Annotated in this window: 28 protein-coding genes; 1 reads left to right on the top strand and 27 read right to left on the bottom strand. The window is 50.2% G+C overall.

Annotated elements, in window-relative coordinates:
- Positions 1–8 precede the first annotated feature (8 nt).
- From FC18_RS00140 to FC18_RS00070, 16 genes are all read right to left on the bottom strand, one after another.
- Positions 9–587 carry a hypothetical protein gene (locus FC18_RS00140; RefSeq protein ID WP_056975262.1) on the bottom strand — a complete coding sequence of 193 codons (579 nt, stop codon included), beginning with the start codon at positions 585–587 and terminating at the stop codon, positions 9–11.
- Positions 588–1,715 (bottom strand): ArdC-like ssDNA-binding domain-containing protein, encoded by a 1,128-nt coding sequence (locus tag FC18_RS00135; protein ID WP_054679324.1) that lies wholly within the window; start codon positions 1,713–1,715, stop codon positions 588–590.
- Positions 1,690–1,911, bottom strand: a complete 222-nt coding sequence (locus FC18_RS00130) for a hypothetical protein (protein WP_054679321.1) — start codon at positions 1,909–1,911, stop codon at positions 1,690–1,692. The genes FC18_RS00135 and FC18_RS00130 overlap by 26 nt, the downstream gene beginning before the upstream one ends.
- Positions 1,911–2,441: a single-stranded DNA-binding protein gene (locus FC18_RS00125; RefSeq protein WP_054679318.1), complete on the bottom strand. Its 531-nt coding sequence runs from the start codon at positions 2,439–2,441 to the stop codon at positions 1,911–1,913. Before FC18_RS00125 ends, FC18_RS00130 begins: the two co-directional genes overlap by 1 nt.
- Before the next feature lie 57 nt (positions 2,442–2,498).
- On the bottom strand, positions 2,499–4,034 hold the full coding sequence (locus tag FC18_RS00120; protein ID WP_054679314.1) for an immunoglobulin-like domain-containing protein: 1,536 nt from the start codon (positions 4,032–4,034) through the stop codon (positions 2,499–2,501).
- A 4-nt stretch (positions 4,035–4,038) separates the two neighbouring features.
- On the bottom strand, positions 4,039–5,196 hold the full coding sequence (locus tag FC18_RS00115) for a hypothetical protein (RefSeq protein WP_056975261.1): 1,158 nt from the start codon (positions 5,194–5,196) through the stop codon (positions 4,039–4,041).
- Between the two features lie 17 nt (positions 5,197–5,213).
- Complete coding sequence (locus FC18_RS00110; RefSeq protein WP_054679307.1) at positions 5,214–5,441, bottom strand: pilin; 228 nt, start codon at positions 5,439–5,441, stop codon at positions 5,214–5,216.
- Entirely contained in the window at positions 5,441–5,635 is a 195-nt protein-coding gene (locus FC18_RS00105; protein ID WP_054679303.1) for a hypothetical protein, read from the bottom strand. Before FC18_RS00105 ends, FC18_RS00110 begins: the two co-directional genes overlap by 1 nt.
- Before the next feature lie 96 nt (positions 5,636–5,731).
- Entirely contained in the window at positions 5,732–6,004 is a 273-nt protein-coding gene (locus FC18_RS00100; protein WP_054679299.1) for a hypothetical protein, read from the bottom strand.
- Positions 5,991–6,320, bottom strand: a complete 330-nt coding sequence (locus FC18_RS00095; protein ID WP_054679297.1) for a hypothetical protein — start codon at positions 6,318–6,320, stop codon at positions 5,991–5,993. Before FC18_RS00095 ends, FC18_RS00100 begins: the two co-directional genes overlap by 14 nt.
- 151 nt (positions 6,321–6,471) lie before the next feature.
- Positions 6,472–8,022 carry a DEAD/DEAH box helicase gene (locus tag FC18_RS00090; RefSeq protein ID WP_054679294.1) on the bottom strand — a complete coding sequence of 517 codons (1,551 nt, stop codon included), beginning with the start codon at positions 8,020–8,022 and terminating at the stop codon, positions 6,472–6,474.
- 18 nt (positions 8,023–8,040) lie between these two features.
- Entirely contained in the window at positions 8,041–8,178 is a 138-nt protein-coding gene (locus tag FC18_RS12200) for a hypothetical protein (protein ID WP_169790594.1), read from the bottom strand.
- 380 nt (positions 8,179–8,558) lie between these two features.
- Entirely contained in the window at positions 8,559–9,287 is a 729-nt protein-coding gene (locus FC18_RS00085) for a sortase domain-containing protein (RefSeq protein WP_054679290.1), read from the bottom strand.
- 25 nt (positions 9,288–9,312) lie between these two features.
- Positions 9,313–9,558, bottom strand: coding sequence for a hypothetical protein (locus FC18_RS00080; RefSeq protein WP_156300927.1), 246 nt, complete (start codon positions 9,556–9,558; stop codon positions 9,313–9,315).
- Positions 9,559–9,605: 47 nt separating this feature from the next.
- A complete protein-coding gene (locus FC18_RS00075) occupies positions 9,606–10,040 on the bottom strand; it encodes a hypothetical protein (RefSeq protein WP_156300926.1) in 435 nt (144 codons plus the stop codon).
- Positions 10,041–10,289: 249 nt separating this feature from the next.
- On the bottom strand, positions 10,290–10,787 hold the full coding sequence (locus FC18_RS00070) for a hypothetical protein (RefSeq protein ID WP_054679282.1): 498 nt from the start codon (positions 10,785–10,787) through the stop codon (positions 10,290–10,292).
- Between the two features lie 502 nt (positions 10,788–11,289).
- Here FC18_RS00070 and FC18_RS00065 point away from each other — a divergent pair.
- Complete coding sequence (locus FC18_RS00065) at positions 11,290–12,108, top strand: hypothetical protein (RefSeq protein ID WP_054679279.1); 819 nt, start codon at positions 11,290–11,292, stop codon at positions 12,106–12,108.
- A gap of 17 nt (positions 12,109–12,125) precedes the next feature.
- Here the strand turns inward: FC18_RS00065 and FC18_RS00060 are convergent, their stop codons facing one another.
- The 11 genes from FC18_RS00060 to FC18_RS12430 all read right to left on the bottom strand — a co-directional run bounded on the left by FC18_RS00060 (position 12,126) and on the right by FC18_RS12430 (position 23,780).
- Positions 12,126–12,407 carry a hypothetical protein gene (locus FC18_RS00060; protein WP_054679277.1) on the bottom strand — a complete coding sequence of 94 codons (282 nt, stop codon included), beginning with the start codon at positions 12,405–12,407 and terminating at the stop codon, positions 12,126–12,128.
- A 66-nt stretch (positions 12,408–12,473) separates the two neighbouring features.
- A complete protein-coding gene (locus FC18_RS00055) occupies positions 12,474–13,310 on the bottom strand; it encodes an LPXTG cell wall anchor domain-containing protein (RefSeq protein ID WP_054679274.1) in 837 nt (278 codons plus the stop codon).
- Positions 13,303–14,076, bottom strand: a complete 774-nt coding sequence (locus FC18_RS00050; RefSeq protein WP_054679272.1) for a class C sortase — start codon at positions 14,074–14,076, stop codon at positions 13,303–13,305. The genes FC18_RS00055 and FC18_RS00050 overlap by 8 nt, the downstream gene beginning before the upstream one ends.
- 2 nt (positions 14,077–14,078) lie before the next feature.
- On the bottom strand, positions 14,079–16,196 hold the full coding sequence (locus tag FC18_RS00045) for a SpaA isopeptide-forming pilin-related protein (protein ID WP_054679267.1): 2,118 nt from the start codon (positions 16,194–16,196) through the stop codon (positions 14,079–14,081).
- Positions 16,197–16,207: 11 nt separating this feature from the next.
- Entirely contained in the window at positions 16,208–18,229 is a 2,022-nt protein-coding gene (locus FC18_RS00040) for a VaFE repeat-containing surface-anchored protein (protein ID WP_054679264.1), read from the bottom strand.
- A 784-nt stretch (positions 18,230–19,013) separates the two neighbouring features.
- Positions 19,014–19,091, bottom strand: a complete 78-nt coding sequence (locus tag FC18_RS12435) for a putative holin-like toxin (RefSeq protein WP_225353731.1) — start codon at positions 19,089–19,091, stop codon at positions 19,014–19,016.
- Positions 19,092–19,299: 208 nt separating this feature from the next.
- The gene (locus FC18_RS00035; protein WP_056975260.1) at positions 19,300–20,283 is read right to left on the bottom strand and encodes a hypothetical protein; all 984 of its coding nucleotides are present in this window, start codon (positions 20,281–20,283) and stop codon (positions 19,300–19,302) included.
- Positions 20,284–20,300: 17 nt separating this feature from the next.
- Positions 20,301–20,480: a hypothetical protein gene (locus tag FC18_RS00030; protein WP_054679258.1), complete on the bottom strand. Its 180-nt coding sequence runs from the start codon at positions 20,478–20,480 to the stop codon at positions 20,301–20,303.
- 88 nt (positions 20,481–20,568) lie between these two features.
- Entirely contained in the window at positions 20,569–20,736 is a 168-nt protein-coding gene (locus tag FC18_RS11990) for a hypothetical protein (RefSeq protein WP_156300924.1), read from the bottom strand.
- 1,720 nt (positions 20,737–22,456) lie between these two features.
- Positions 22,457–22,801 carry a hypothetical protein gene (locus tag FC18_RS00010; RefSeq protein WP_054679246.1) on the bottom strand — a complete coding sequence of 115 codons (345 nt, stop codon included), beginning with the start codon at positions 22,799–22,801 and terminating at the stop codon, positions 22,457–22,459.
- 742 nt (positions 22,802–23,543) lie between these two features.
- Complete coding sequence (locus FC18_RS12430) at positions 23,544–23,780, bottom strand: hypothetical protein (protein WP_225353783.1); 237 nt, start codon at positions 23,778–23,780, stop codon at positions 23,544–23,546.
- Positions 23,781–24,560 lie beyond the last annotated feature (780 nt).

Here is a 24,560-nt window from a genome sequence, read left to right as displayed (position 1 = left end):
CTGAATTTTCACCTCCTAAAGCGATGGTTCTTTGCATCGAATTTCGTCGTGTGCTGGTTGACTAGTCGTCCTGCCATCCGGGCGACAAACCACAGCACCGCCCCAACCAATCCCAAACCGATTAGCTTAGGCACCGCGGCCACCGCATCCGTACCAAAAACTTGCAGACCAACGATTACTAGCGTCACATAGATCCACCAGTTGAATGTGTCCTCGCTCGGAAACATCGACTCAACGGCCAGTACGCCTACCACGACTCCCGCCGCCAAGAGCACAAGCTCGCCTAACTGCAACAAATCATTGGGGAGCAATAGTCCTTTCGGCAGCCTCTGATAAAGTGAGTAGCCCAGGTACGCGGCCGCGAATAGCTGCAGTACCTGCAGTAGCCTTTGCCAGCGACTAACATGCTGCTGGTAGTTGGCGGGCATATCGCAAACAATGGTGGCTGTCTTGATTAACCCACCAGTGCACTGCACGTCCGTCACGTGGTACTCGTTGCTCGCACTGGTAATCAGGCGAATCTTCGCATTGACCCGTGCATCCAGGTTGCGCGCGGATAGACTGCTTACTGTTAGTATTGCTTTCAATCACGCCCGCCCCATTCCTCTTGCGGAATTTACCGCAGCTGCGCGGCCCGCACTCTTAACTGTGTTCTTGGCTGCCGTTTGGGTCTGCGTTTGCCCCCTACTGACGCTCAGGTTGTCATCTATTTTAGAGAGCAAACCTTTGGAGACGCCCTGGACGTCATTGAGCAGTTCCACTTGAAAATCGTCATTGCCTTTACTATCCAGGTCAATACCCTTAGTCCAGTCATGGATGTACGGCATGGCTCGCTCGGTCGTGTCGATACCGACACCCTTTGCCACAACATAGCTAGTGAGCTCAGCCTGCAGCTCCTTCAGCCCGCGCACATCCTTGTCGCTGATTTTCTGGTTAGACCAGAATTTCGACGTGCCCATGCCCTCGGCGCTGTGCAACTTGGCGTGGGCTAACTCATGGATCAAAGTTGCCGTGTACTCGGCGTCATTAACCCGGTCACTCATGACAATGGCAAACGGCTTGTTCTGTGGGCCATACAAGGTAACCCCTTTGGCTGCGCCCAGGCTATCAGGATACTCACTTTCCTTGAGCAGCTTAATCCCCATGTTCTGGATCTCCTGCTGCAGCGTCTTCTTAACGACTTTCACCTCTTCAGGATTATCCGCGTGCATGTCAAACGGGCGGTTCGGGTAGAGCTTCGGGTAGTCCTTTGGTTCAGCCTTGGTTTGAGTAATATCAAATACATAGCCCCGACCGTAGAATGGCACCTCATCTACCGCCTTGTTCGCAATGGCTGCCGCTCGTTCAGCCTGAGAAAGCCGCGAAAACGGAGTCCGCTGTCCATTCGGTTCCTTGCGGTACTTAATTGGTGTATACACACGAATCATTTCGCCGTGCTGGCCGGACGCCACCGGGAATCCCTTAGCCTTCCAGCTCGCAAAGGATCCGACAAACAACGCCCCCTCATACTGTGACTTGATCATCGCCATGTTGGTCGGTGAGTAATGGTACATTTTGCTCATAAAGTCCAACATCTCAATACGCTGTTCGGGAGTCCGTTGATCCATCCGAATTAGCGGCATGGCCTTCTTAGTCACTTCATCAAGTTCCTTAGCGGCCTTCTCGGCACGCTGCTTCTTCTCTTCTGCGCTATACGACTTTTTGTAGGTGGCCATTATCCCAATCCTCCTTGCGAATCATCAGCGTATCGAACTCGCTGGCTTCAGTTTCCTCATCAATTTGCTTGAGCAAACCCTGTACGGTGAGGGCAACGCCCCAATCCACCGTCTGCTGCACATTTTCACCGGTGCTGACGATAACGCCTTTGACGACGTTCTGCTCGCACTGCGAAATCACAACTAGTTCATCCATCAGTAACCTCCTTGATCTTCAAAGTCACCAAGTGAGCGGTAGGCATTCTTAGCCGTCTGCTCAAAGTTTGGGTCATTCATCTGGCCGCCGGGTACAGCTCCTTCAGCTGGTGGCTCCGGCGGTAAATCAGCGTCGTCATAGTTTCCAACGCCGCCGACTTCTGGCTGCGAGTTCGCGGCCTGCCCCGTACCCATACCAAAGCTCGGGTGCCCCGATAGGTTTACGAAACTCTCAACACGCACCTGATAGTGATTCATCGTATTGCCGTCAAAGGACGTCATTGTGTAACTGTCAAACTTCCCCTTGATCAGCACCTCATCGCCAGTGCTGACCTGCTGAGCAAAAGCCGTCGCGACGTCACCAAAAAAGCTCAGCGGCACTACCGCCTGCTGAACCTTCTCCTTGCCCTGACTTCGGTAGCTTTGTCGCCACTCCATAATCGTCGAGAGCGTTGTGTAGCCATTGCGCTGCTTTAACTGCACGGCATGGATGATAGTGCCTTGGATCTCAACCTGGTTGATTGTGTTCATGTATGCACTCCTTACAAAAAAAACCCGAAACGTATGAACGCTCCGGGCCTAGCCTAATTATTCTACAGTTACGGTGACCGTCTTGGTGACCGTCTGCTTGAACTTGTCAGTGGCCGTAAACTTGACTTCGTAACTGCCTGGTTGAGTCGTATCGACGTCCCCGGTCGTGGTAACCGTAGCGTCACCGTGCTTAGAGGTTGCCGTCGCATGGCTATGCAGAGCAGCGTCAGCTCCCACCGCAACCGTGAAATCATCAACGGTCAGTTCTGGCTTCTCAGGTGTTACCGTGATTGTCCGCGTAGCACTGGTCGTGTGACCCCACTTATCGGTGTGGCTGTAGGTCAGAGCCTGCTTGCCCAACTTTGCCGGATTAATGGTGCCATCTACACTGAACGCGGTATTGGTTTCGTCGTACTTATCAGCGACGCTCACACCCTCATTTGCATCAAAAGACGTGCCTGCTTCAATCGTAGTGTCAGAAACCCCAGAGAACTCAGCGTCCTTGATGGCTACCGTAACTTTTCGGTGTAAAGTGCTGGTCGTGCCATTGGTATCCGTGACCGTGTAGGTTAGTTCGTAAGTACCCGCTTTGCTGGTATCTACGCTGCCAGTAACCTTGACCTTGTCGGTCAGGTTACCGTCCTGTTTGTCATTGGACTTAATACCCGCCATTGGATCAAAATCTGAACCAATATCAATCTGGTTGCTAGAACTATTCCCCAGCGTTGGCGCGGTGTTGATGACGGTAATCGTCCGGCTAGCCATGACCTCACGTCCCTGCGAATCAAAGACTGAGTAAGTCAGGTTGTAGGTTCCTGGCTTGTCCGTGTCGAGCTTGCCGTCGACAACGACGCCACCGTTCAGGTCCCCGTCTTCCGCGTCATACGCATTAACACCATCAAATGGGTCAAATGCGGACCCGGCAACGACGGTCTTATTCCCTGGCACTTGCAAGATTGGTCGCATGTTGGTGTTACCACTAATTGGTGGCGTGACCGGTGTATCCGTACCAGAGCCGGTGTTACCACCATCATCTGGTGTACCAGTGGTGCCCCCGTTAGAACCAGTGTTGCCGTCGCCGTCTGGCGTTGCATTTGTGTTCGTGTCAACGATGCTCGTATCAGTAGTGGGTGTATCTTCCTTAACAGCCTGATCCGCTAATGCAACGAGTTTGTTGGTCTTGCCACTAGTAAGCAGCGCGTCAGCCGCCGCGAGCTGATTGTCCAGGTCTCCACCAAGAACTGCCAATCCATTATCAGTATCTCCATCGCCGCCGAGTGCGGTCTGGATAATATCGTCGATGGTCTGGCCGGACTGACTGCTGCTGCCAAGAGCCTCATTTAACACATCATTAGTCGCGTCGTCTTTGGTCTTATCAGCTTTCTTTTCAACAAATCCGGACGACTTATCCGACTTCCGTACGCTTTTCGACTTGATGTTCATTTTGAGACTAGACTTGTCGTGATGCGGTTGGCTGTCTTTCGAGCAGCTATACAAGCCAACGCCTGTCCCTAACACCGTGACTGCAATAAACAAGTATGCGAACTTGCGCTTGTTGCTGCGCTTTGGTTCCGGTGTTTCTTCGTTATTCACGTGATTACCTCCTAAATGATTTGAGTTGCTGTTCAAAGGTCGCGACATTCTGCTTAGCCTCGGCACGTTCAGCCGCGGTGCGCTTCGAATCGCTCGCTTGCTTCTTATATTCGACAATGGCTGCCTGGTACTTCTTTCCTACTTCAATAGCTTTGCTGATGGTTGGATCCTTCAGCTGCGTATTGAGCGCGGTAGCTTTATCAAACTGAGCATCACTCACGTACCCCAAGGCAATGAGCTTGCTAAACTGTTGACTGCCAAGCTGCTCGTTGAGTAGCTTCGCCTGATCATACTGACGCTCCTGGTAGTACGCCACCGCAAGTTTGGCCTTTCGGGTGTTCGTCATGCTGGCCTTCTGACTAGCCGTGACGACCCGCGCGTACTGCTTATAAATAAACGCCAGATCAAAACGGCCATCTGCAGTAGGATACTTGGCCACAAACCGCTTCAGGTCGGATACCTCATTCTTCTTCACTAGCTTGTTCTCAATCGCGGCGCGCTTATCCGGGTAAAGATTTCCCGCCTGCAGATACTTCCCTTTCTCAATGAGCGTGGCATAGGTCGGTGGCGCGGGAGCTGGTCTTGTCTTGGCATAAACCACAATACCGATCAAGGCCGCAGCAACAACTAGCGTCGCTAATACAGTACCAATAGCTTTTACGGGAACGTGCGGCAGGACAATGTGGGGTAAATGGAATCGTGGCAAGTGCCAGCTACGTCTTGGCTTATGCTCTTTTTTCTTAGCCACCGGCGTATGTGCCGCCTGCAGCACCACTTCCTGCGGTTCCACGTACTCATCTGGTTCTGCTGGAACAGGATCACCTTTGGGCGCATTCTCAGCTTCAATCGCATCACGGATTTGCTTCTGCAACGCAGCCTTTTCCTCTTCTGTTGCAGCATCTTTCAAAACCGTGTCGAATGAATGCTGCACAATCAGTTGCAAATTACTGAGGTACGTGTAGTCGTGGCCAAACTCCAGCACTTCGGAATAAACCAACGCGCCACTGTCTTCACACAGATTAATTAGCGCCTCGTCCTGCCAGCCCTGTTGCCGGGCCACTCGCTCCGCTTCAACTACCTGCGCCTGGGCATCATGCAATGAGAAATGCTTCTTGGGCAACATGCGCTTCAACCGCCGCTTTGCATCGAACTCGACGTACATCAGTAATCGCCCCCAAGCTAGAAATGAATTTTAGTCCAAACGTATGACGTGAGCGCCTTTGCGCCAATCAGTAGGATTGCGCCAATTACCGCGTGCTCCATACCCTTTTTCGCGCCTTCAACATCATCACGACCGCCCTTCATCAGCTGAAAGGCTCTGACACCGAAAAACACACCAAACGCGGGCAGCCCAATCGCCAGCATCCACGTCATTGCCTGATTAAATGCATTAACAATACCGTCCATTATTCCGTTTCCTCCTTAACTTCACTGCTTCGTGCGAGTAGAGCTTTAACAATCAGTTCGGTGTTCGCTTCAATCTCTGCTTGCACCTGCTGATCCAGCCAATCCTCGTACGTCACGCCCTTCAGCTTGAGCACCGCTGTCAGTAGTTCGCGACTCTCATCCTGCCGCGTCCTGGGCTTTTTCTTTACTGCCATCCTTGTTCCTCCTTCAGCAACGCAAAAAGGCCGGCATTCGCCGACCCTCTATGTAGTTGCTATTAATATTGATTGTGACGCTGCGTACCGCCGCTCTTATTCCGCCCAGCGATCAACCGTGATAGACAATCCGCGCTTGGACACTGGATGGACCTCTGTGACCACACCTAGTTTGGTCCGTGGCGGGTAGAGTTTCCAGCCCTTACGCGCTAGCACGTATAGCGACACACCCGCTAACTGGCTCGGCTTGCGTTCCAGGTTTTCACGGCGAATGAGCACCGTGATTGAGTTATCGTCACTATGCAGCACGCGCATAAACGGGCGGGGCACAACTTCACTTGGCTTGGTTGTTAAATTAAGTCCGGTCATCCTTATCACCTCCTTTCACCCAGCTTTCTGGGTATCCTTGTACCTTGTATGCTTGTATGTGTAAATCCCCCCGAGTCGTCACCTGGCACCGGTGCACCTCTAGTAGTAGCTGATGCTTACGATCCTCGCTCACTACCCTAATCATGCGTCCAGGAACAAAGTTGCTGGCAACCAGATACTGCTTACCCACGTACTTCGCGCGAACTAGCAGGCTTATTTCTTCAACCGAAACGCCGTTATGTCCCGCAGTATGTGAGGGCAACTGTTTTTGCACCAGAACACTCTCAGGGATTTCGATACCGTGTAGGTTCGCCATCCTAATTACCTCCATATATTTCAATCCCTGTCACGGGAGCGGTTGATATACCTCCAATCGGTTGACCCCGGTTCACCGCACCGAAAGTCCATATATTGTGGCTAAACGCCAACGCCGCCTGCAGGAATCGAACCCGCATAATCCTTTGCGGCTACTGCTTATGAATCAGCTTGGCCAAATATCTAGTCATGCCATCAGCATCAAAGTGATACTCATAGCCGAACGTATCAGCCAACGCTTTAATATCGTATTTCAATCTTGGATCGTTCATTCGTGCGTTCTTGTTAAGCTCAGCGTATTGCCGCGCGGCAAAGAAAACCGGATAGTGATACGGGAGCTTCTTCCCGTCATGCTCTGCCACCCGATTACGGGCAACGAAGATCTGTGCAATGTACAGCAGGCGCTTCGCGTAGAGCTTATGTTGCCGTTTAGCTAGGCTTCTGAGTTCCAACATCCGGAACTCATCTTGATCGACCTCTTCCAGCTCAACGTCGTCATTTTCAGTCATAGACTCATTTCGTGGCTCCGGCGGCACCACCGGCTTAATTAGTTTCCGACACCCACAGTATGGACAGATCCGGTACTTGCCCTCTTCTAGTTCTTGGTATTCCCACTGCTCCACTACCGCCATGCATCGCCTGCAGGTATCCGCCTTTGGCTCGTCATACTCCTTCAGTCCGTCTAGGTTCCAGGCGTGGGCGGTATCCGGAAGACCGTGCAATAGGTAGTTACCTACATGGTCAATAATGATTGACGTTTTGCCGGGCCGGTATCGCATCCCGCGCATTGACTGCTGCACGAACAGCGTCAGCGACTGCGTGGGTCGTAGAAGGATCACTGTATTGCAATCAGGCACGTCGAATCCTTCGCTCACGAGATCCACATTGCACAACACGCGATACTTGTGCTCGCGGAACCCACTCATAATCCTGTCTCGTTCAGCTTGTGGCGTCTTTGCATCGACGTGGATTGCTGGAATCCCGGCATCACTGAACATCTTGGCGTACCGCTGCGAATACTCGACATTATGCGCATACATAATGGCTTGCTGACCGTCGGCCTTGTTGCGGTACGTATCCACGACACTACCGAACACGGTCCGTGTCTGGGCTAGAGCCATACTAATTGACTGGTTCGTGTACTCACCACGTTCATTTTTGAGCTTGCCGCGATCAATCAGCGGTAGTGAGTAATACTTGAAGGGAGCCAAGAAATGGTTATGCACGAGCCACTCAACGGTTGGGCCCTCGATGATGGCGTCATACACATCACTAAAGCCTTCACCATTAAGCCGTACTGGCGTGGCAGTGAACCCAATTCGCGGAACATCACTAAAATAGTCGTACACATTCATGTACGACTTAGCCTTACCATGATGAGCTTCATCTGTGATTAACAACGCGGGGGCCTGAATCTTCGTCAGTCGATGGCTAACCTTCAGCACTGACATGACCGTTACTAACTCAGGAGGAATACCTTCAGCATCCATGCTGCCTCGAATCTGATCCAACAGTTCGCGTTTGTGCACCATGAACAGCACATGTTGCCCCCGTTCAGCGTACTCATGCACTAGGTGCGCAATCATTACGGACTTCCCCGAACCGGCAGCCGAGACAATCAGCAAACGCCGCTTCCCTTCATCAAAAGATTTTCTGACTTGTACCAGGATCTGTTCCTGGTACGGATATAATTTGTAGGACACGGCTACACCTCCTCGTCCCTACTGCTTGTGCCCGGGCATGAACCCCGCTCGAATCAATAAAGCCTCCTGCTGAATCAACCGGCGAATGAGTTCTGATGTTCGCTCACCCGTTGCTGCCTTGATTTCATTCAACTGCTGCTGTGCTGTATTAGTCATCGTTATTTTCACCTGGTGGTTCTCTGGACTAATAATCTTAACCAACCTCTCCCAAAAAGTGGGGTAACTTTCTCGCTGAAGTAAGGACAAGTTACCCCACTTTTCATATTAACAATCGGCTTGTTAGTTGCTGCTGAGTGCCCGCAATAGTACGCGGAACGTAAAGACGCGAATTTGATTTTCAAGTTGGTAGAATCTCCACACGCTGGTTAGTCAGCGAACAACAATGGAGGTGATTGAACCATGAAAGCACTCAAGAAAATCACTGCAAGCTTTGTGATTGTAGTCGGATTGAAGTTTTCTCTCTGGCTTGATAATTTCAAGTAAGATTAACTGTTCTACTAAGGTCATCGTCTTCGGACAACGGCCTTTTTCATTTATCAGTTTATGCTGAGCGTACCGCTGTGGTACGTGGTCTGCGTCTTAGTCGTCAGCGTCATATCCACGCCCGCCCGACGTCCTGCCGCAGTCGGCTGCACCTTGATCAGTGACCCTTGGACCACGTAGCGGAACGGTGGGTGGTTAATGTGACGTGGGCAAGTGAACACATGAATCTGCTTGGCACTACCTACCGCTGAATCCGAAAGAATGCTGTCATCATTGCCGCGCACCGTGTACGCCTTGTCCGCACGATACGTGTACGTGGCTTGCTTGGTGTAAATGATGATGTTGCCAGGCTTGCCCGTACCCCCCTGGTAGTCGTTGGGGCGATACGGGGCGCTGGCGTTCCGCACATAACCGTTAGCGGTCGTGAGCTTGAACATAGGACTCAGCCAAACCGTTGGCACGTAGGAGGAGTGGCCCGCCAAGACGTAGTTGTTGTCTCCTGGGGCCGTTGATGGCTTTTCATCAACCAGTTCTGTGTAAACACCATAGTTGAGATCTGCGCGTGACTTGTAGATTGGCAACTCAAGCCCAACCGACGGCATCGACAGCACAGCACCCACGGGACGCTTCTTGCCGCCGTGATGGTACTGCTTAACGGCAGCGGCGGCTTCCTGCTTTGCCCCACCGCCATTCCAAAGTTCCTGGGCCGGTTGCAAAAAAATAAGTCCCACACCAATCAGGAGTAGGACAACTGCTGCCAACCATTTTAGCCTGCGTTTCATAGCGCTGCCTCCTTACTTGGCCTTGCTAGCCTTCATCACTCGGCTTGTCATAGAAGGATTTAACGATTCCCGTATTCCTCATTAGGCGCTCAAAACTGACGTCACATATTTCGCCTGCCGCAATTCGTTTCACCTTTGCCTCGAAGAGTTCCTTGTCAGCTTCCTTTAATTCTTGATCTACCCATTCCAGTTGCCCATCTAAAATCTGTTTTTTGTTTTCCCAAGTAGCCAACTCTGCTCTGAATTTTTCAACTTCATTTGATTCCATCATTTCACCTCATTAAAAAAGCAGCCTGATGGCTGCATTCTAATTGCTATCTACTTTCCAAAATGCCGACTAAACCAGGATTTCTTGCTTTCTTCAAGTTCCGTCATTAACTGCTGTATCTTGGTTGCCTGCTTATTGTTACTCTGTTCAAGCCTAGTATTGCTCTGCTCGAGTTGTCTCTTACTTTGTTCTAAACTATGTTTTGTTTCCTCCACACTGTTTTTGCTGGACTCAAGCTTGCTACACTTATCAGCCAGCCTTTCCACAGTATTGTTCAGTTCGCCATTACGCCTCTCAAGTTGATCATAATGATCAATGTGCTGTCTGTACGCCTTCCAACGTTCCTTCTCAACCGCAGTTGCTTGACGTTGCTTCTCCAACTGCGATGAACGTAAGCGTAGCGCTTCTTCCTCTGCAGAGCACTCTCTTTTCAGATTTGCAATTTTACCCGTAAGTTCTCGAATCTGGTCTTCATAGTTTTTCAAGGTCGTATACTTCTCCAAATTTTCTGGTAACGTGTAGATTTCATTGACAAACCTTCCTTGTAGCCTATAATTCCGGTGTTCGTAAGTGTCTTGAATCTCTCGGGCTATAGCACTAAATTGCTGATCCGTGTCGATTATGTCTGGAAGTTGAATATATTTTGGTATTTGCGCTTTCGCCAGAAAAACCGGAATTCCAACTTCGGCTAACTCTTTCCTTTTTATAGGAGTGGGCTTGCTGGTTACTATTAATTAAATTCCAAGTCTACAATTATAAAGATACGCGTTAGAGTATGGCTGTGTTTCCCCGATTTCAACCAGGAATTTAAGAACATAGAATGACGATCCTGCACTGACAGAAATTAGTTTTCGCATGTTAGATGGAAAAATGTAGACTGGTGGCTCATCATATTCTTCAATCTGGAATTTGCTGATATGCTCAAAAGCTCTGATAAACAGTTTAAGCTCGTCACTCCACTCAACAGAATTGGCTAATCCTTTTAGTGGACTATCCTCATTCGGATAAAAACTAAAGTACGGTAATCCCCGATCGTTTTTGGTCTTTCGCCCAGTAAACGGACGCACCCTTAATCCAGTTTCAATGTCGAAAAGGGTTCCTTTTTCCTTAGGTTTCGTAAATATCTCCGCGCTATCCACTAACTTCAGTGCTTGAAAAGCGTCAACAGTTTCCCCACCGTTTGGGTCATCATTAGCACTCTGCGTTAATTTCGCATAAAACTTTTTTACCAACGCCTACACCTCCTACGTTGTTATCATTTTAGGGCCGACCGCCATATATATCACCCTTTTATAAAGAAAATTATTTGCGATAAATGCTGCCCCGGGGAGTCGAACCACCGACGTCGATTTTGGAATCGACAGAAACGTTTACGTGGTGATGTTGCTTACCGACTGCAACGACGACCCGCTTTGCCCTACCACCATTTCAAAGCTCCTGAATTGGTTGCAAAAAAGTAATCCTCACGCCAATCAGGGGTAAGACAATCACTAGAGTTATTCACATTTCGCATTTCAACTCTCTAATCTCCGCTCGCATGTTTCTGGCATGATTGAATCACAGTGTCGAGAAGACGTTCACGTGTCACCGTTTTCTGCCCGTCGGGTGTCATGAAACCAATTTTGGCACTGGTATAATACAAATTGTTGAAACGGCTGACAGAAACATCACGCGCAAACGAGAAATTTGTCAACTATTTTCCCATAACACAAATCACTAAAGAGGTCCTATTGTATGAACAATCTAAGCAATTCAGCTTTCGTAGCTTACGTTTCATTACTCGCAAACATTGCTACTATCATCACCTTTTTCACCATTTTTAAAAAGTCACAACCAGCCACTGACAATTCTGTGCACATCGACAACAGCCGCACAAATATCTACGCAACACGGTCAAGCACTACTACTCAAAAAAGCGATGCTAACACTACCGACCAAGATACTATGCTGCAGGTATTTGCCGTTCTGGTTGGGCTAGCTATTTTCATTTTCTATCCATTAATTGCGTTTGTACCTTTGATTACAAGTCTCCTTTATCTTGTCATGTCCCTATACTTGCTATACAAGGTTAATCACGGCTTCAGTATTGCCCACGAAGGGTTCTTTGTAACCATCAACACGCTTCGGATTATAAGCTTTATTGTGATTTTTTGGACCATATCCACACCGGCTGCATTACTGTCAAACATTGTTGATGCCGGTGGACGTGTGCGTTTTACAAATCTATCCACGTTGTTATCCGGTGTTTTTCCACTTGTTGAATCACTTTGGACTTCACTTGCACGAACTCCAGAAACCTTTGTACCTTTTATTTTGCTGCTGATAATTTTAATGTACGTTGTTTTTCAAATTATTGATGGGTTCAAGGCACTTAAATATTTATTCCGCAAGAGGATTACATTCTTCCTGGCTCCGCAAACAGCTGTATCCTTCTGGAAGCAGTTTTTCGGTACGATTGCAATCATGGCGTTATCCATGTGCTACAAATTTCCAGAACCGTTAATTCATGTTTTTAAATTAATGATCGGTTTTCTTAGCTCCTGGTTTAAGTAACGCGAAATTGAAAGGCATTATTTTTTAAGATCAGGAATTAGCGAATCGTAAACGAACTTTCCTGTCATAACCAAACCACCTATACCAAGTCCAATAACACCCGCGCTTAAATCTAGCGCAGTGGTAATTACAAGCGCAGATGTCAACCCCCACAATATTGGTTTTAAAAGTACAAACTCTTTGCAAATATCATTAAACTTCATAATCATGTTCCTTTCATATTTAGGATAAATACCGCCCCGGGGAGTCGAACCGCCGACGTCGATTTTGGAATCGACGGAACCGTCTGCAGCAACCAAAAAAGACCTCTCGCATCAATTTGCGGGAGGTCTTCTCATTCTTGAACCAGATTTACATTGTACCATTTAGTTCGTCTTCTTCTTCCGGAAGAAGAACAGTGAGCCAGCCAGTGCAACGATTGCAGCCCCGATGACGCCGAGGATCCCGTTGTACTGGTGGTCGGTCTGAGTGAGCTTCTTAGGCGTAGGCTTTGGAAGCGTGTTACTCTTAGGCTGAATCACCATCTTGTCCGGAATCTTACCCTCTTCGTCAGCGAGCGGTGCGATCACCACGGCGTTGTCGGCCTTAGTGGTGTACTCGGGCACCGCCGTGTTGACGAACAAGAACGCCCGGTACTGGTGGGCCGGAACGGTGACGGTCGTCTGGAAGACCCCGTCGGTCCCGTCCACATTAGCGGTCGTCCCTGAATCAACGAGCTTCAGGCTACTGGTGTCGTAGTTTTCACTCTTGAGCTTCTCGTAGACAGCGCTATGAACGCTTACTGCATCCAGGTTACTCCCTACTTGCTTCATGGCCGCCTGCAGCTGGTCTGTAATTTCGTAGACCCGCCACGTTGAACCGTTGACGCCCTGGACGGACGTGTTGGCCATCGTGCTTGCAGTCGAGGACTGTTTACTAATGACCTGGTGAATCTCCAGTGTCTGGGTGCGCGCCTCTTCAGTGCTTGTCGGCTGAGCTTCCACGTTCTGAGTTTCACCCTTGACCACTTCATCAACAGTCTCATCATCGGGCGCGGTTGCGGTAGTGTCACCGGCTGTGTCCTTGTCGGACGTCGATGACGCCTGCTGGGCTGTCGGCTGCGCGTCGTCAGTCGCCGCGCTCACCTGCAGCACCGGCCCGGATACTAAAAGTGCCGTACTTAGCATAGTGACTAAGCCGGCATTCAAACGTGTTTTAATCACGCTTTTCCTCCTTCCGCTTGGAATGGATCCACGTCAGTAGCACTACCAATGCAGCAGCAAGTACGCTGCCAAGCAGTGCGGCGTGGTCAAAAATCCAAGCAAACCATGGTTTAGCAACAGCAAATCGACCATCATAAGCAACACGCTTAGCGTGGACGTGCATCCGGTGAGTCAGCTGTGGGTAGGGGTAACAAGTATAGAGCGTCAAGAGATCCTTACCCGGCTCGATCTGTAAGTCAGTATCGTCGCGGGGGCTCCGTGTCGTCTTGCTTGTCACCTTGTACTCCAGCGTCTTACCAGATGCCAGTCGCAGATAAATTGGGTCGCCCCGCCGCAGCTGCGGCACGTTGTCGAATAGCGGTTCGTACTTGCCGGTATGCCCGGCGAGTACCGTGTGCGATGGCACCCCGCCAACGGGCGACTTGGTGCTCATCAGCCCCGCGCCAATATCCAGCGCAGCATTCGTGTCCGTGCTGAAGACCGGCAACGTTACCTTGATTTTCGGAATAACCACCGCAGCGATCACCTTGAGCTGCTGATTTTGCAGGTCGATGTTGGACTTGCTCCCCTTCAGCTCCTGGTTACTACCAGTGGCGGTCATGTCGAGCTTCGCCAAAGCCGTTTCTTGCTGTTTGTAGGTCGAGTACGTCTTGTACCCGGCCCGGCCAAGATACAGGGCGGCGGCCGCTGCTACTACCAGACAAATACCAATCAGAATTCGTACAATCCACGTTCTCGCGCGGTGCTTAGATGTCGTATCTGCCATAGCTAGTCAGCTGCGTTCTTGCGCTTCTTGATGACAACGTAAGTCCCGGCACCTGCCGCTACAACCACAAAGGTCACTGCAGCAACTGCCAGTGCGGTCCGTTCGTTGGACCCGGTAACAGGCAAGATGGTCTTAGCATCATCGCGCGCGGTGTAAACCGTGTTGGTGTAGGTCCCCTTCTCAACGCGGAACTTGAGGTCCTTGGTGTTGAGCTGGTAGTCCTTTGGTGCCTTGATTTCGTGCAGTACGTAATCGCCAGTGTGGAGACCCTTAATTTCAAAGCTACCGTCTTCGCCAGAAGTCAGCACGCCTTCCTTGACGTCGCTGAGCTTATCGACCCACTGCGCTTCAGCCGTGGAGTCATCGTCGGCCCCGTCAGCAAACCCGTTGAAATACTTACCATCACTGTTTTGCACGACGTACTGCGCGCCCTGGAGCTTGGTGTCGGCAACGCCGGTACCAAACAGTCCGGTAGACTTCTTCACGAATTTAGCCCCGTAGGTGTATACGGGCACCTTGTGGATGATGTGACGGACGTGCTGCTTACCAATGTTGGTTGGGTGGTTCTGGTATGCCAAGTCAAAGGTGTTGTAGAGCGCCTTGTCGATCACAGCGTCATTGTCCACGACCATCTTGTAGGTCAAGGTAATCTCCTGACCCTGGTACTTGGCCACGGTGTCGGAAACCTTGCCATCTTCACGGATGAATTGAATATCGTAGCCGCGGCCGTTGTCCTTGTCGGTCAACGTGTAGTCGGTGCCTTCCTTCAGTACGGTACCGTCTGGTTCGACCGCCTGGAAGTCACTTTCGGACCGGACCCAGGTCAGACCTTCGTCTGCCGTATCAGAGCCCTGGAACACCCCGTAAGGTTCGGTGATGTAGGATTCGCCGCCGATTTCACTACCTTTGCCGCCCTTGATGTCGTTTGGCGTGTGAATGGTGGTCTTGAAGCTGGCGAGCGTCCCTTCAGTAAAACTGGAGTTGAAGTTGGTGTCACTAGCTTCCAAAGTCTTGTGCATGTCAGGAGCGTGGTAGTTCATCATGTCGGCGTGCAGCGTGGTTGGATCCACACCGGCATCAGTAATCGTGAAGTTGAGCTTGTTGGCGCTGTCGTTCCGCGCGTCGGCCCCCATCAGGTAAGTGCCTTCCTGGTCAGCGTCGATGTCGGCCACGTCGCCGGAAGCAACTTCGACGAAGTAGTAGCTGCCGACGGTAAGACCGGAGACGGTCAGTTTCCCGTTAGCATCCGTGGTGACCTGGGTGCCAGTTGGGGTACCAGAACCTGGCTTACCGCTGTACAGCTGGAAAGCAACACCCGGCAGGAAGGTGGTCTTGCCGTCGCCGGATGGAGAATCACCGTGCTTGATGAGGCTGAAGGTCAACTTCTGCACGATGTTCTTAGGGTAGAGCTGGGAATCCGTCTGGAACTTGTTCCCGGCCTTGTTGGTCAGTGGCAATGCCGCAACGATTGGCGCGGAGATCTGGGTAACCAGGCCCTTCGCGTGCGTCGTTTCCACGAACGCCCAAACATGGTGTTCGGACGTGTCATCACTAGCGGCCAAGTTCTGGAAGGTCGTGGTGTTAGTGGTCGTCATGAACTGCTCTGGCATGACCTTGGTTGCACCCTTGATGTACTCGTTATCCGCGAGCTTGCCAGCAGCCTGTGATGCCTGAATTGAGGCCCCGATTGCTTTGATGCCATCCGTGGTAACGTCCTTCGCTACCGCCGTAATGTCATAAGCAGTGTAACCAACCTTCCCATACAAAGCGGGATTGTAGTTCTCAGTGTCGTTATTCCAGTCCTGCGTTTCGCCGTCAGCTGTGATCGAGCCCTGCTTGCCGTTTTTGGTAGCCGATGCAGAGATGTTGTTGCTCTTGGCGTCGGCAGGGGTCTGTTCGGTCATTCCCTTGTGCAGCGTGACGTTGACGGTTGCGGGTGCAACGCGGGTGAAGTCACCGTCTGGTGACAGTTCCTGTTCGGCCGCCGCGTGGACCGGGGTGCCGGTGATCAAGCTGGTTGTCGTCATCACAGAAGACCCAGAAACGATAATCAGCGCGCCTACAACGATTGCTTTCTTCGTGAATTGAGTGAAGCGTGGTACTACTCGAAATTTCTCCATTTTGTATCCCCTTATTCCTTTTCTTCGTTGCGGCCGCCCATGTACAGAGCGGCTGCGAGTGCTACAAGTGCCATCGCAACCAGTGCAACAACCTTCGCGGTGCTTGCTTCGTTGGATCCAGTTACAGGCAGTGGTGTCTTAGGCGTGTTAACGACCTTGGTAGGTACGTCGCGGCCTTGGTCGCCGGCGGTGATTGCTGGAGCCTTGGTCATCAGCTGGTGATCGGTGTCAGTGCTGATTTCCTTGAAGAAGTAGTTACGGTCGGTCTTGCTTTCAGGCTTCAAGATGTTGACCCATTCGGCGTTACCATCTGCATCAGTCGTAGCAACGTAGTCCTTGGCAGCATCGTAACCGGCCTGAACTGGGAAGAGCACGGTCTTGCCGTCAGCAGCGAGGCGGAGATACTTACCAGCAATCAAGTCAGCCTTGCTTGCAGCAATGACGAACTTAACGCCGGAGAGGTTTTTACCGTTTGTATCAACCTTGTGCAGCTTGATTTCATCAACTTCGTAGAAGTCAAACGTTTGGCCACCGTCATCGATGTCCTGGTGAGCTGCGACTTGCTTGCCGTCACGAGACAGAGTTTCAAATGCTACGACAGTCTTGCCAGAGAGCAAGGAAGCGTCGAACGTGAATGGCACGTCGATGGTACCGTTGGCCTTGGTTGCCGTGAACGTGATTTCCTTCGTGACTTCTTTGCCGTTGTCATCGAGGAGCGCCTTACGGGTGGACTTGTCCATCAGCACACCGCTAACCGTGTACTTCTTACCAATTACGGCATTTTCGTAAGCAACCGTGTCAGTGATGGTGACATTCTTCTTAGGCATTTCCTTCTTGGTGCCTTCGTCCGTGGTAACTGTGGTGTGCACGGTTTCTGGCGTCAGGTTGTTGTTAGCCTTGAGGGTAATGGTTTTACCAGCGTCAGTCGCCTTGACGGTAAACTTGTGCACGGTCTTATCAATCGTGTATCCAGCAACTGTCGCGGTTTCCTGGTAGGTCCAGTTACCTGTTAGAGTCTTGATGTCTTTCTTGAAACTGAAATTACCTTTTGAATCGGTAGTGTAGTCACCGTAAGACTTGCCGCCTTTAGTCAGGTGGAACTTAACACCCGCTAACGCCTTACTAGTACCAGTTACGGGGTCAGTACCTGTCTTAGCCAACTTGATTGTGGCGTACTGAATTTGCTGTTTGAAAGCGACCTTGAAGGACACCTTCTGAGTAGGGTCAGTCCACCAGTGCCCGTAACCTAACACTTGCAATCCACTACTTGCTGGTTTAGCGAGTAATGGTTGATAATTCTTTACCGTTCCTGCCAGTGACCCAGAACTAAGCGATGCAGAAGAAGAAAGAGCGGCTTCAAAATGGAACTTTTGCCCCCCTTTTACCGTCACTCTTTTGTTCGTAGCAGTCGCTTTGGTAGTTTCATTCACAAACTTCATACCGGAAGGGACTTTAAAGCTGATACTGTTGGCTGTCGATGCGTTAAAAGTTGCAGTCGTCGACTTTTGAACACTACCGCTCAACTTAGTAGTCAGAGTAACTGTGGTTCGCTTGCCGTTAATCGAAATATTGTCATCTGGTGCATCCTTTGCATTACCGTGCTTAATTAGAGTGAGTGCACCTTTGTGGGATCCATTCGCACGTACGGTTGTGCCAGAGTAGAAGTGACTCAAAGCTAAGCTGGTCTCGACAATCCCTTGAGTCTTGTTACTGAAGATGTTCTTTGGGCCGCCCCAGCCGTAGTAAAGTACTGCCTGAATGGATGGGTTGTCGTAAGGGCTCAGCGCACCATACTTGGCCCCCGTTCCAGGAGTTGTTTTACTGTGTTGCATACAGAAGGCTTGAACCCCGTTTACAGTGAAATTACCAACCGTGGTACCCAAATACGATGCTTGCCCATTATTAACAATCTTTGGCGCAGCAGCTTGCGTAGCATTCGGCTTTGTTGCTGCCGTTACTCCCGCGAGCACTGCCGCCGCGATCAGACCCCATTTCGCCATTTTCCGAAACGGAGCTGAATGTAAAATCTTCATACGTTTCTCCTTCTTTCAAACGTGAGTTACGTCGCGCTTCCGGTCATGTGTCCCCCCGCCCCGTGGGGTGTAATATGTTCCTGAACGGTTCAACCAGATTTGTTTTCGCATTTACTTGCCTCCAAATAAAAAGGCACGTAGCTACCAGTGATTCTGGTTGGCTACGTGCCTGAGTATTTTTAGATGATTTGTTTCTGTTGTGTGCTATAATTAAGGCATAAAAAGAGGACGTGCTAGCACACGTCCCTACAGCCGCTTTAAGAGCGGTGGCCAATTAGATTAAGAACAGCTCAACGCCGCATCTGACTTGCCAAAGTATTCAGCGGCGTTTTTGCTTGTCCTCATTCCCGAAATTTCTTCCAGGCTTGCTTGACTGCGGTGGCTACTTCTAGTAATCCAACTACTACGGACAACGTCCGCGTAGCAGATTTCAGAATCCGCCGAGCACAGTACAAGCAAACAAGTACGAACGCTGTTACCAGCGCTACGACATGCAAAGGTACACTCCTTTCGTTTAGATTTAGGCTGCTTCTGGTTTACACCATAGCGACCACCCTCTTCACTTAGAAAGTACCACCGCTCATATTCACTTCTGCTCCACTAGTATAGCAGAAATTCTCTTAGCTATTCTCGCGTTTCGTCGTTGTGTGCTATAATTGAGACATAAAAAGAGGACGTGCTCGAACACGTCCTCCCTGCAATCCGCTTTAAGAGCGGTGGCTCGTTACGTTAAACTACTTCTAGCTGTCCCGAAACTCGCCAAAGTTTCTAACGGGGCGGCTTTTTACTTGTCGTTTTTGTTGAGCGCAGCGATCAACAGACCGAACGTCAACATCAGCGACAATGCCTGATAAACAGTCATCGACTAAAGTTCCTTTACAGTATTTGTTCCATGTTCCCATAGAACCACCACCTTACGGGTATTCCTTAGCCACCGCCCTTAAAACTTATGCACCAATTATTATACCAAAAAAGGCGTAGCTTTTAACGGCTACGCCTTGGTTATTTAGTTACCAGATGGATCCCAGGTACCACCTTCCCATGTGTGTCCATTACCCACATCGCCATGTTCAGTGGCGTCGGAAGCCGTTGCTGCTGCGCTTGCTACTGCTAGTTGTCTTGGTTGTAGCGGGCCGTGAAGGAGCCATTGAGTGCGTCGTGCTACTCGTGGTGCTACTCGTGGTGCGACTTGTCGCCCCAGTGCTGCTGCGCCGAGTTGACGTTATACCCGTTGATCCGGTACCACGAGATGTCGTGCTGCGTGTAGACGTCGTACCCGTCGAGCGAGTAGTCCGTGCGGTACTCCCAGTAGAGGTTGAATGCGTCGTGCTACTCGTGGATCCAGTTGAGCTGTTCGTACCCTGGTTGCTTGCTGCGACCGTGCCGGTTGAGCTACCGCTGGTGGTCTGCTTACTGCTATCGGTTGACGTTGCCGCAACCTTTGGCACCTGCTTCAGGTACGCGTCCTGGAACGCCTTGACGCTAACCGTCTTGACTGCCTTGTTGGCCGCGTCAATTTTCTTGGCGTCAGTCTTTGTAGCCTTCGCGGCATTGACCGCCTTGATAGCAGCCTCTTCAGAAGAAATGGTCTTGAGACTGGCATCAAGTGACTTTACGAACTTTGGTGCATCCCGCTTCAGGTCAGCGACCGCCTTCTGGAGATCAGCGTCGTTGTACTTAGCATCGATCACCTGCTTGTCGCCCAGCGCGGTATTAATTTCAGTGTTCACCGCCAGCATGGCCTTCGCGGTTGCGATACGCTTCTTGGCTACCTTCAGGGTGTGCTTCTTAGCCTTGCTGAGGTCCCCGCGGAGCTTGTACGTCTTGGCGTACTGTTTCGTGGCCGTCGCGATTTTGGCATTGCTAAGCTTAACTGCAGGCATCTCGTACTTGGTAGACGCATAGAGTTCGCTGACGTCTTTTGTAAGCGCCGTCAGCGACTTTTTAGCATCATCTTGTGTAGTTGGCTTGGCTGCCGTCTTCGACCCGCACGCGACCAGCAGGAAGCTGCTAGCGATAGTCAGTGTCCCGGCAATAATCTTCTTTGCAATCATATTTTCTTCCCCATTTCTCAATCCTCACGGCTACCCAGTGCCGCGAATCCCAACAACAGCGCCACGGCTGCTAAATACCACAGCAAGCGACCACTGAACATCTTCACCATACAGTAAGCACTACCCATCAGCAACAGCACTCTATCCGAAACTAGCAATGCTTTGCGGATAGCATAGAAACTCTTTCCGTTAGTCATTACTGGTCACCTCCAGTGCCAGAATGTCTCGCTCCTGGGCTGTGTTGATGGCCCGCACGAGTTCTTGAACTTGCTGATCAAAGGTCGCCTAGTCAGAAATTCGGTGGATCATCAACGTCAAAACGTCGCTCACCGTTTCTTGAGTTGCGTCGCGCGCCGGTATGCCGAGCGCCTGCTGATACGTGGCGTTTGCCACCTCAAGGGAAGTGGCTGCAATCACCGCGAAACGCGGTTGTGTTACTCGCCAAAACTTCATCGATCCACCTTCTTTCTAATTTGGCTAACGTGTCGATCGAGGATTGAACTCGCATATCTAGGATGTAGCGCCGCATGTCACCACGCAGCGAGTTAGTCGTCTTTTCATCCTTGCTCTACCGATTGAGCTACCGACACAGGAATTGATCCGGATTATTTTGGGGTAATTCGGATCAACGGGAGACTTTAAGATATATCCGGCGGTCATGGATCCGCCGATGGCTCTCGCGGGAGTCGAACCCGCTCTGCTGCTGGGACCAGCTGTCTTACCGCAAGACCCGAGAACCACCTGATTTCTGGGAGAAAATCAGGGAGTAAAAATTATGAAGAAGAAGATTTTTCGACAGTGTATTGCGCACTGCCAACGGCGTTAGTGGGAGTCGAACCCACCAACGTCAGAGCGGAAGGCGTCCAACCTTCCGTTTCAAGTGATTGCCTTAACTCGTATAATTGATTGCGATAGTCATCATCAATCAACCCAAAAGCCTCACTCATCGAGCTTTTTGGGTTTGCTATAATAGTTTCTTTTCCACCCCCGCATAACCTGCTCCTCCACAGAGACTAGGTAAATACTCAGTACCGCAGTACAACTGACAAATATAGCCCAACTGGGAGAGTTGACAAATGCCAAGTCACAAACCAACAGTGACAGTTGTATAAACGTTAGCCAGCAAAGAGTTATCACCTTCTGTTTCATAATCTGACTGTAGCTTTTCTCCATAGCACTCCTTATTGAGGTACCAATATGCACAATGTAACGTTACGTTTAAACCACTTTCTACGCAGACACACCACCTTGTCGAAGACTCTAGCAATCGCTATAGAATTTACCATATGCCTATTAGTTTTCATCCTACTGGTGCGGGCCTATACTATTACCAAATGGCCAAAGGAAGCATTACTAGTCGCCTTTTTCAATGGATTCAACGAATCCGAAGTAGCATACTTCTTCAGCGAATTAGCCGTAATGTTTGTTACGGTTATTGGTGTTTTACTGTACTTGTTACTAAAGAGAATCAAACTGAAGAACGGTCTACCACTGTGGATTCCATTTCTAAAATCATAACCGTACTCTGACTCAACGGGTATGGTCATTTACCTTGCAATCTTTTTTGGAGCATGTTTTACAGTTGCACTTACCGTTGATCAAGCGACCACAATACTGATCCCCGTAACCATATTTCTCAGCATTACCAACATCCTTCAGCTATTCATCAAGCCAAATGCCTTTGAAAACTCTCGCCAACGGCATCAATCTCAAAGCCGACACACCCGTCGCAGCAATAATCGCCCACGTCGCAAGCAGTTCCACCACCACAACTAGGGAATTCGTGGTGAGCCCCCGCAGCATTTGTGACCAACAGATTATTAGAGCAACCACATTTGTACAAACATTTAGATACACCAGATACTTGGCCCATCGATACCTTCTAACTGTCCGCATTTTTACATCTCTCAAACACTGTAGGTAGTCACTATGCGTCCACCCACTGCACTCTGCATCACCCTAAGATCCTCGCAACCGGGTCGCAACGTAATCATGACCCGCTGCTCCGCAGTCGTTAGTTCGCGGCCCGCCGCTTGGCGATGGGCCTTATACATATCAATCGTCACCGGATTACTACGCTCGCGACAAAAATCTCGCAGATCCGTGACCAATTCTCGGTAGGTGGCCGGATGGCCCGTATTCCTTACTGGCGCTTTCTTTTTCATCTCGTCACCTACTGATGTTCTTCACGGTCGCGTGCTTCCTGCTCTTTAATCAGCTCAGCAGCGCTCGGCAACGGCTCATCTGATATTTCAAAGGTATGTCCCGTTGTGATGCCCTCAATCTCCAAGCCCAGGTACTCAGACTGCTCAAACCAATCCGTGGAACCTAGTACGTGCACGCTCCAGCCTTCTAGTTCGTACTGCTCCCGGGTTTGGTACTTGACCTGATCTTCATCAGCACCAAATACATAGCGTTGTTCACCATCTTTTTCATACCAACCGGTGGCAAACGTCGAAGCAGTACGCTTCTGGTCCCCATCAAACCCACCAGGCAAGTCATATCCATTGTCAATCACGATTACTACCTCACATTCGTAAACTCTGCACGTTTAAGTCTAACAATTCGCCGCCACCGACGATCCTTCACTATACGCCGGAATGCCATTGAATCAGCCTTATAGCCTTGCCGATCACTCTTTCTCATTCCCGCTTACCTCCTACAACAACATCCGTCTGGAAAATATGCCTACGCCAAGCAATCTCGGCGTAACCAGAGCTTTAATGCCCATCACTTTTTCAAATCTTAGTTCTGCACACAAGGTGCAAGGTATCTTTCACTTGGCTTTAGTGCCTGCCAAGCTGACTGTAGGGTCTATGACCCATCACGCGGAAGTTTTTGGCTTTATCCTTCCGACCAACCCTCCGGGACTTTCTTACTCTCGCCAATGACGCTCGACCTTCTTTCATGCCGACTAACGCAACGGCTACCGAGACGCATCTCGGCGCGGCTACGACAACGCCTTGCCCTCATCTTGCGACCGACGAGGACTAGACCGGTGCCCTGCAAACTCTAATCCGGAGCTTATTAACTGATGCTATCAGTCGCCGGCGGATACCAAACGCGCAGAGCTCCAGTGAGCGCGCTACCGACTAGATCTATTGCCTGGAAGTGTACTCCAGACACCACGCGGAACCACCCGCACCCGCTACTCCTTGCAGCGAACCAGCAACACTGGCGGAAATTGACAAATAACAAACTTGAACTCGGTTTATTCAAGCGTGCATGGCGCACGCAGATTTTTCAGACGTTTCTAAATCCTAGCCAAGCAACCGTGTCGCCTTTCGCGCTCGACAAGCAATTACTTTGTGACGTGAATCAAACACCTTCCGGATTCGGGGATAGATGACTGCTACCTGCAGCTTCGTGCCGCGACTACGATCAACCAAATATCCATTCCCGTGATTAATCAACAACTTACGATCAAACGTGACCACCGAATGTGCTAACGCGACAACATCCTCTTCGTCAAAAATGTGCCGTTCCAATACTGCCACCTCCTAGGTTCCACCAACCAACCCGACGCTACTGACCTACCCAAACAAAAAGACCGAGGAGATACACTTTGAGACGGACTCACGTGTATCTCCCCGGCCAGAAAGTACAATCTGGGTAGGTCACCGTTCGCTCTAAATTCCTGCAATTTGTCACTTGCTAAGTCATGGACTTATAGCAACAGAATGCGTAAAATATAGAACGGGTCGAATGGCCCGGACGGAGGAGCTGCTACGTGGTGTGCGTATATCACATCTCGCAGTGGCTGCAGCCAGTACGCCAATACTGACTGCAGCCCCTCTGTTTTTTTGTACACCCAGGAAATTCAACCTAGATGGCACCTGAGAGCGATCCTGCATAAGCTGAACCGTATTCCCCGATGACTTAATTTTGCCACGGGCAACGTTCGATTACAAGAAGAAATCGAACACTTGTTCCCGTTTCTTTTCGTACCCTAAATCCTGATTACTCTGGATCATGCTGTGAAAGCGTTAACTATCACCTGGCTACACTTGCATAGTACGCTATGAATATTCTGATGTCTATATAAATTTCAAGGAATATCAAAATATTTTTCACAATTTGAACAAAAAGTATTGACTTAACAGAAGACAACAACTCGCAGTTTCTATATACTGCCATAAAAACAAGCAACCGAATTCACACCTCACGTAACAGTATCGTAATGTGCTAAAAGATCAGGGAACATGCTACGTTCGCGAGCGAACGTGGGGAGACCCGGCACCTCCCGGCTGAGCATCGACGTGGGGAGACCCGGCACC

The organism is Lacticaseibacillus sharpeae JCM 1186 = DSM 20505 (genome assembly GCF_001436225.1).
Classification (GTDB): domain Bacteria; phylum Bacillota; class Bacilli; order Lactobacillales; family Lactobacillaceae; genus Lacticaseibacillus; species Lacticaseibacillus sharpeae.
This window is presented reverse-complemented; position numbering and strand designations above follow the sequence as displayed.

Coding starts and splice junctions, on each gene's coding strand:
- FC18_RS00105 (WP_054679303.1), bottom strand. CDS start 5,635: ATGGCAGTAAAGAAAAAGCCCAGGACGCGGCAGGATGAGAGTCGCGAA.
- FC18_RS00045 (WP_054679267.1), bottom strand. CDS start 16,196: ATGGAGAAATTTCGAGTAGTACCACGCTTCACTCAATTCACGAAGAAA.
- FC18_RS00035 (WP_056975260.1), bottom strand. CDS start 20,283: ATGATTGCAAAGAAGATTATTGCCGGGACACTGACTATCGCTAGCAGC.
- FC18_RS00085 (WP_054679290.1), bottom strand. CDS start 9,287: ATGAAACGCAGGCTAAAATGGTTGGCAGCAGTTGTCCTACTCCTGATT.
- FC18_RS00110 (WP_054679307.1), bottom strand. CDS start 5,441: ATGGACGGTATTGTTAATGCATTTAATCAGGCAATGACGTGGATGCTG.
- FC18_RS12435 (WP_225353731.1), bottom strand. CDS start 19,091: ATGACTGTTTATCAGGCATTGTCGCTGATGTTGACGTTCGGTCTGTTG.
- FC18_RS00135 (WP_054679324.1), bottom strand. CDS start 1,715: ATGGCCACCTACAAAAAGTCGTATAGCGCAGAAGAGAAGAAGCAGCGT.
- FC18_RS00125 (WP_054679318.1), bottom strand. CDS start 2,441: ATGAACACAATCAACCAGGTTGAGATCCAAGGCACTATCATCCATGCC.
- FC18_RS00050 (WP_054679272.1), bottom strand. CDS start 14,076: ATGGCAGATACGACATCTAAGCACCGCGCGAGAACGTGGATTGTACGA.
- FC18_RS00115 (WP_056975261.1), bottom strand. CDS start 5,196: ATGTACGTCGAGTTCGATGCAAAGCGGCGGTTGAAGCGCATGTTGCCC.
- FC18_RS00130 (WP_054679321.1), bottom strand. CDS start 1,911: ATGGATGAACTAGTTGTGATTTCGCAGTGCGAGCAGAACGTCGTCAAA.
- FC18_RS11990 (WP_156300924.1), bottom strand. CDS start 20,736: ATGAAGTTTTGGCGAGTAACACAACCGCGTTTCGCGGTGATTGCAGCC.
- FC18_RS00065 (WP_054679279.1), top strand. CDS start 11,290: ATGAACAATCTAAGCAATTCAGCTTTCGTAGCTTACGTTTCATTACTC.
- FC18_RS12200 (WP_169790594.1), bottom strand. CDS start 8,178: ATGACTAATACAGCACAGCAGCAGTTGAATGAAATCAAGGCAGCAACG.
- FC18_RS00095 (WP_054679297.1), bottom strand. CDS start 6,320: ATGGCGAACCTACACGGTATCGAAATCCCTGAGAGTGTTCTGGTGCAA.
- FC18_RS00040 (WP_054679264.1), bottom strand. CDS start 18,229: ATGAAGATTTTACATTCAGCTCCGTTTCGGAAAATGGCGAAATGGGGT.
- FC18_RS00080 (WP_156300927.1), bottom strand. CDS start 9,558: ATGATGGAATCAAATGAAGTTGAAAAATTCAGAGCAGAGTTGGCTACT.
- FC18_RS00100 (WP_054679299.1), bottom strand. CDS start 6,004: ATGACCGGACTTAATTTAACAACCAAGCCAAGTGAAGTTGTGCCCCGC.
- FC18_RS00030 (WP_054679258.1), bottom strand. CDS start 20,480: ATGACTAACGGAAAGAGTTTCTATGCTATCCGCAAAGCATTGCTAGTT.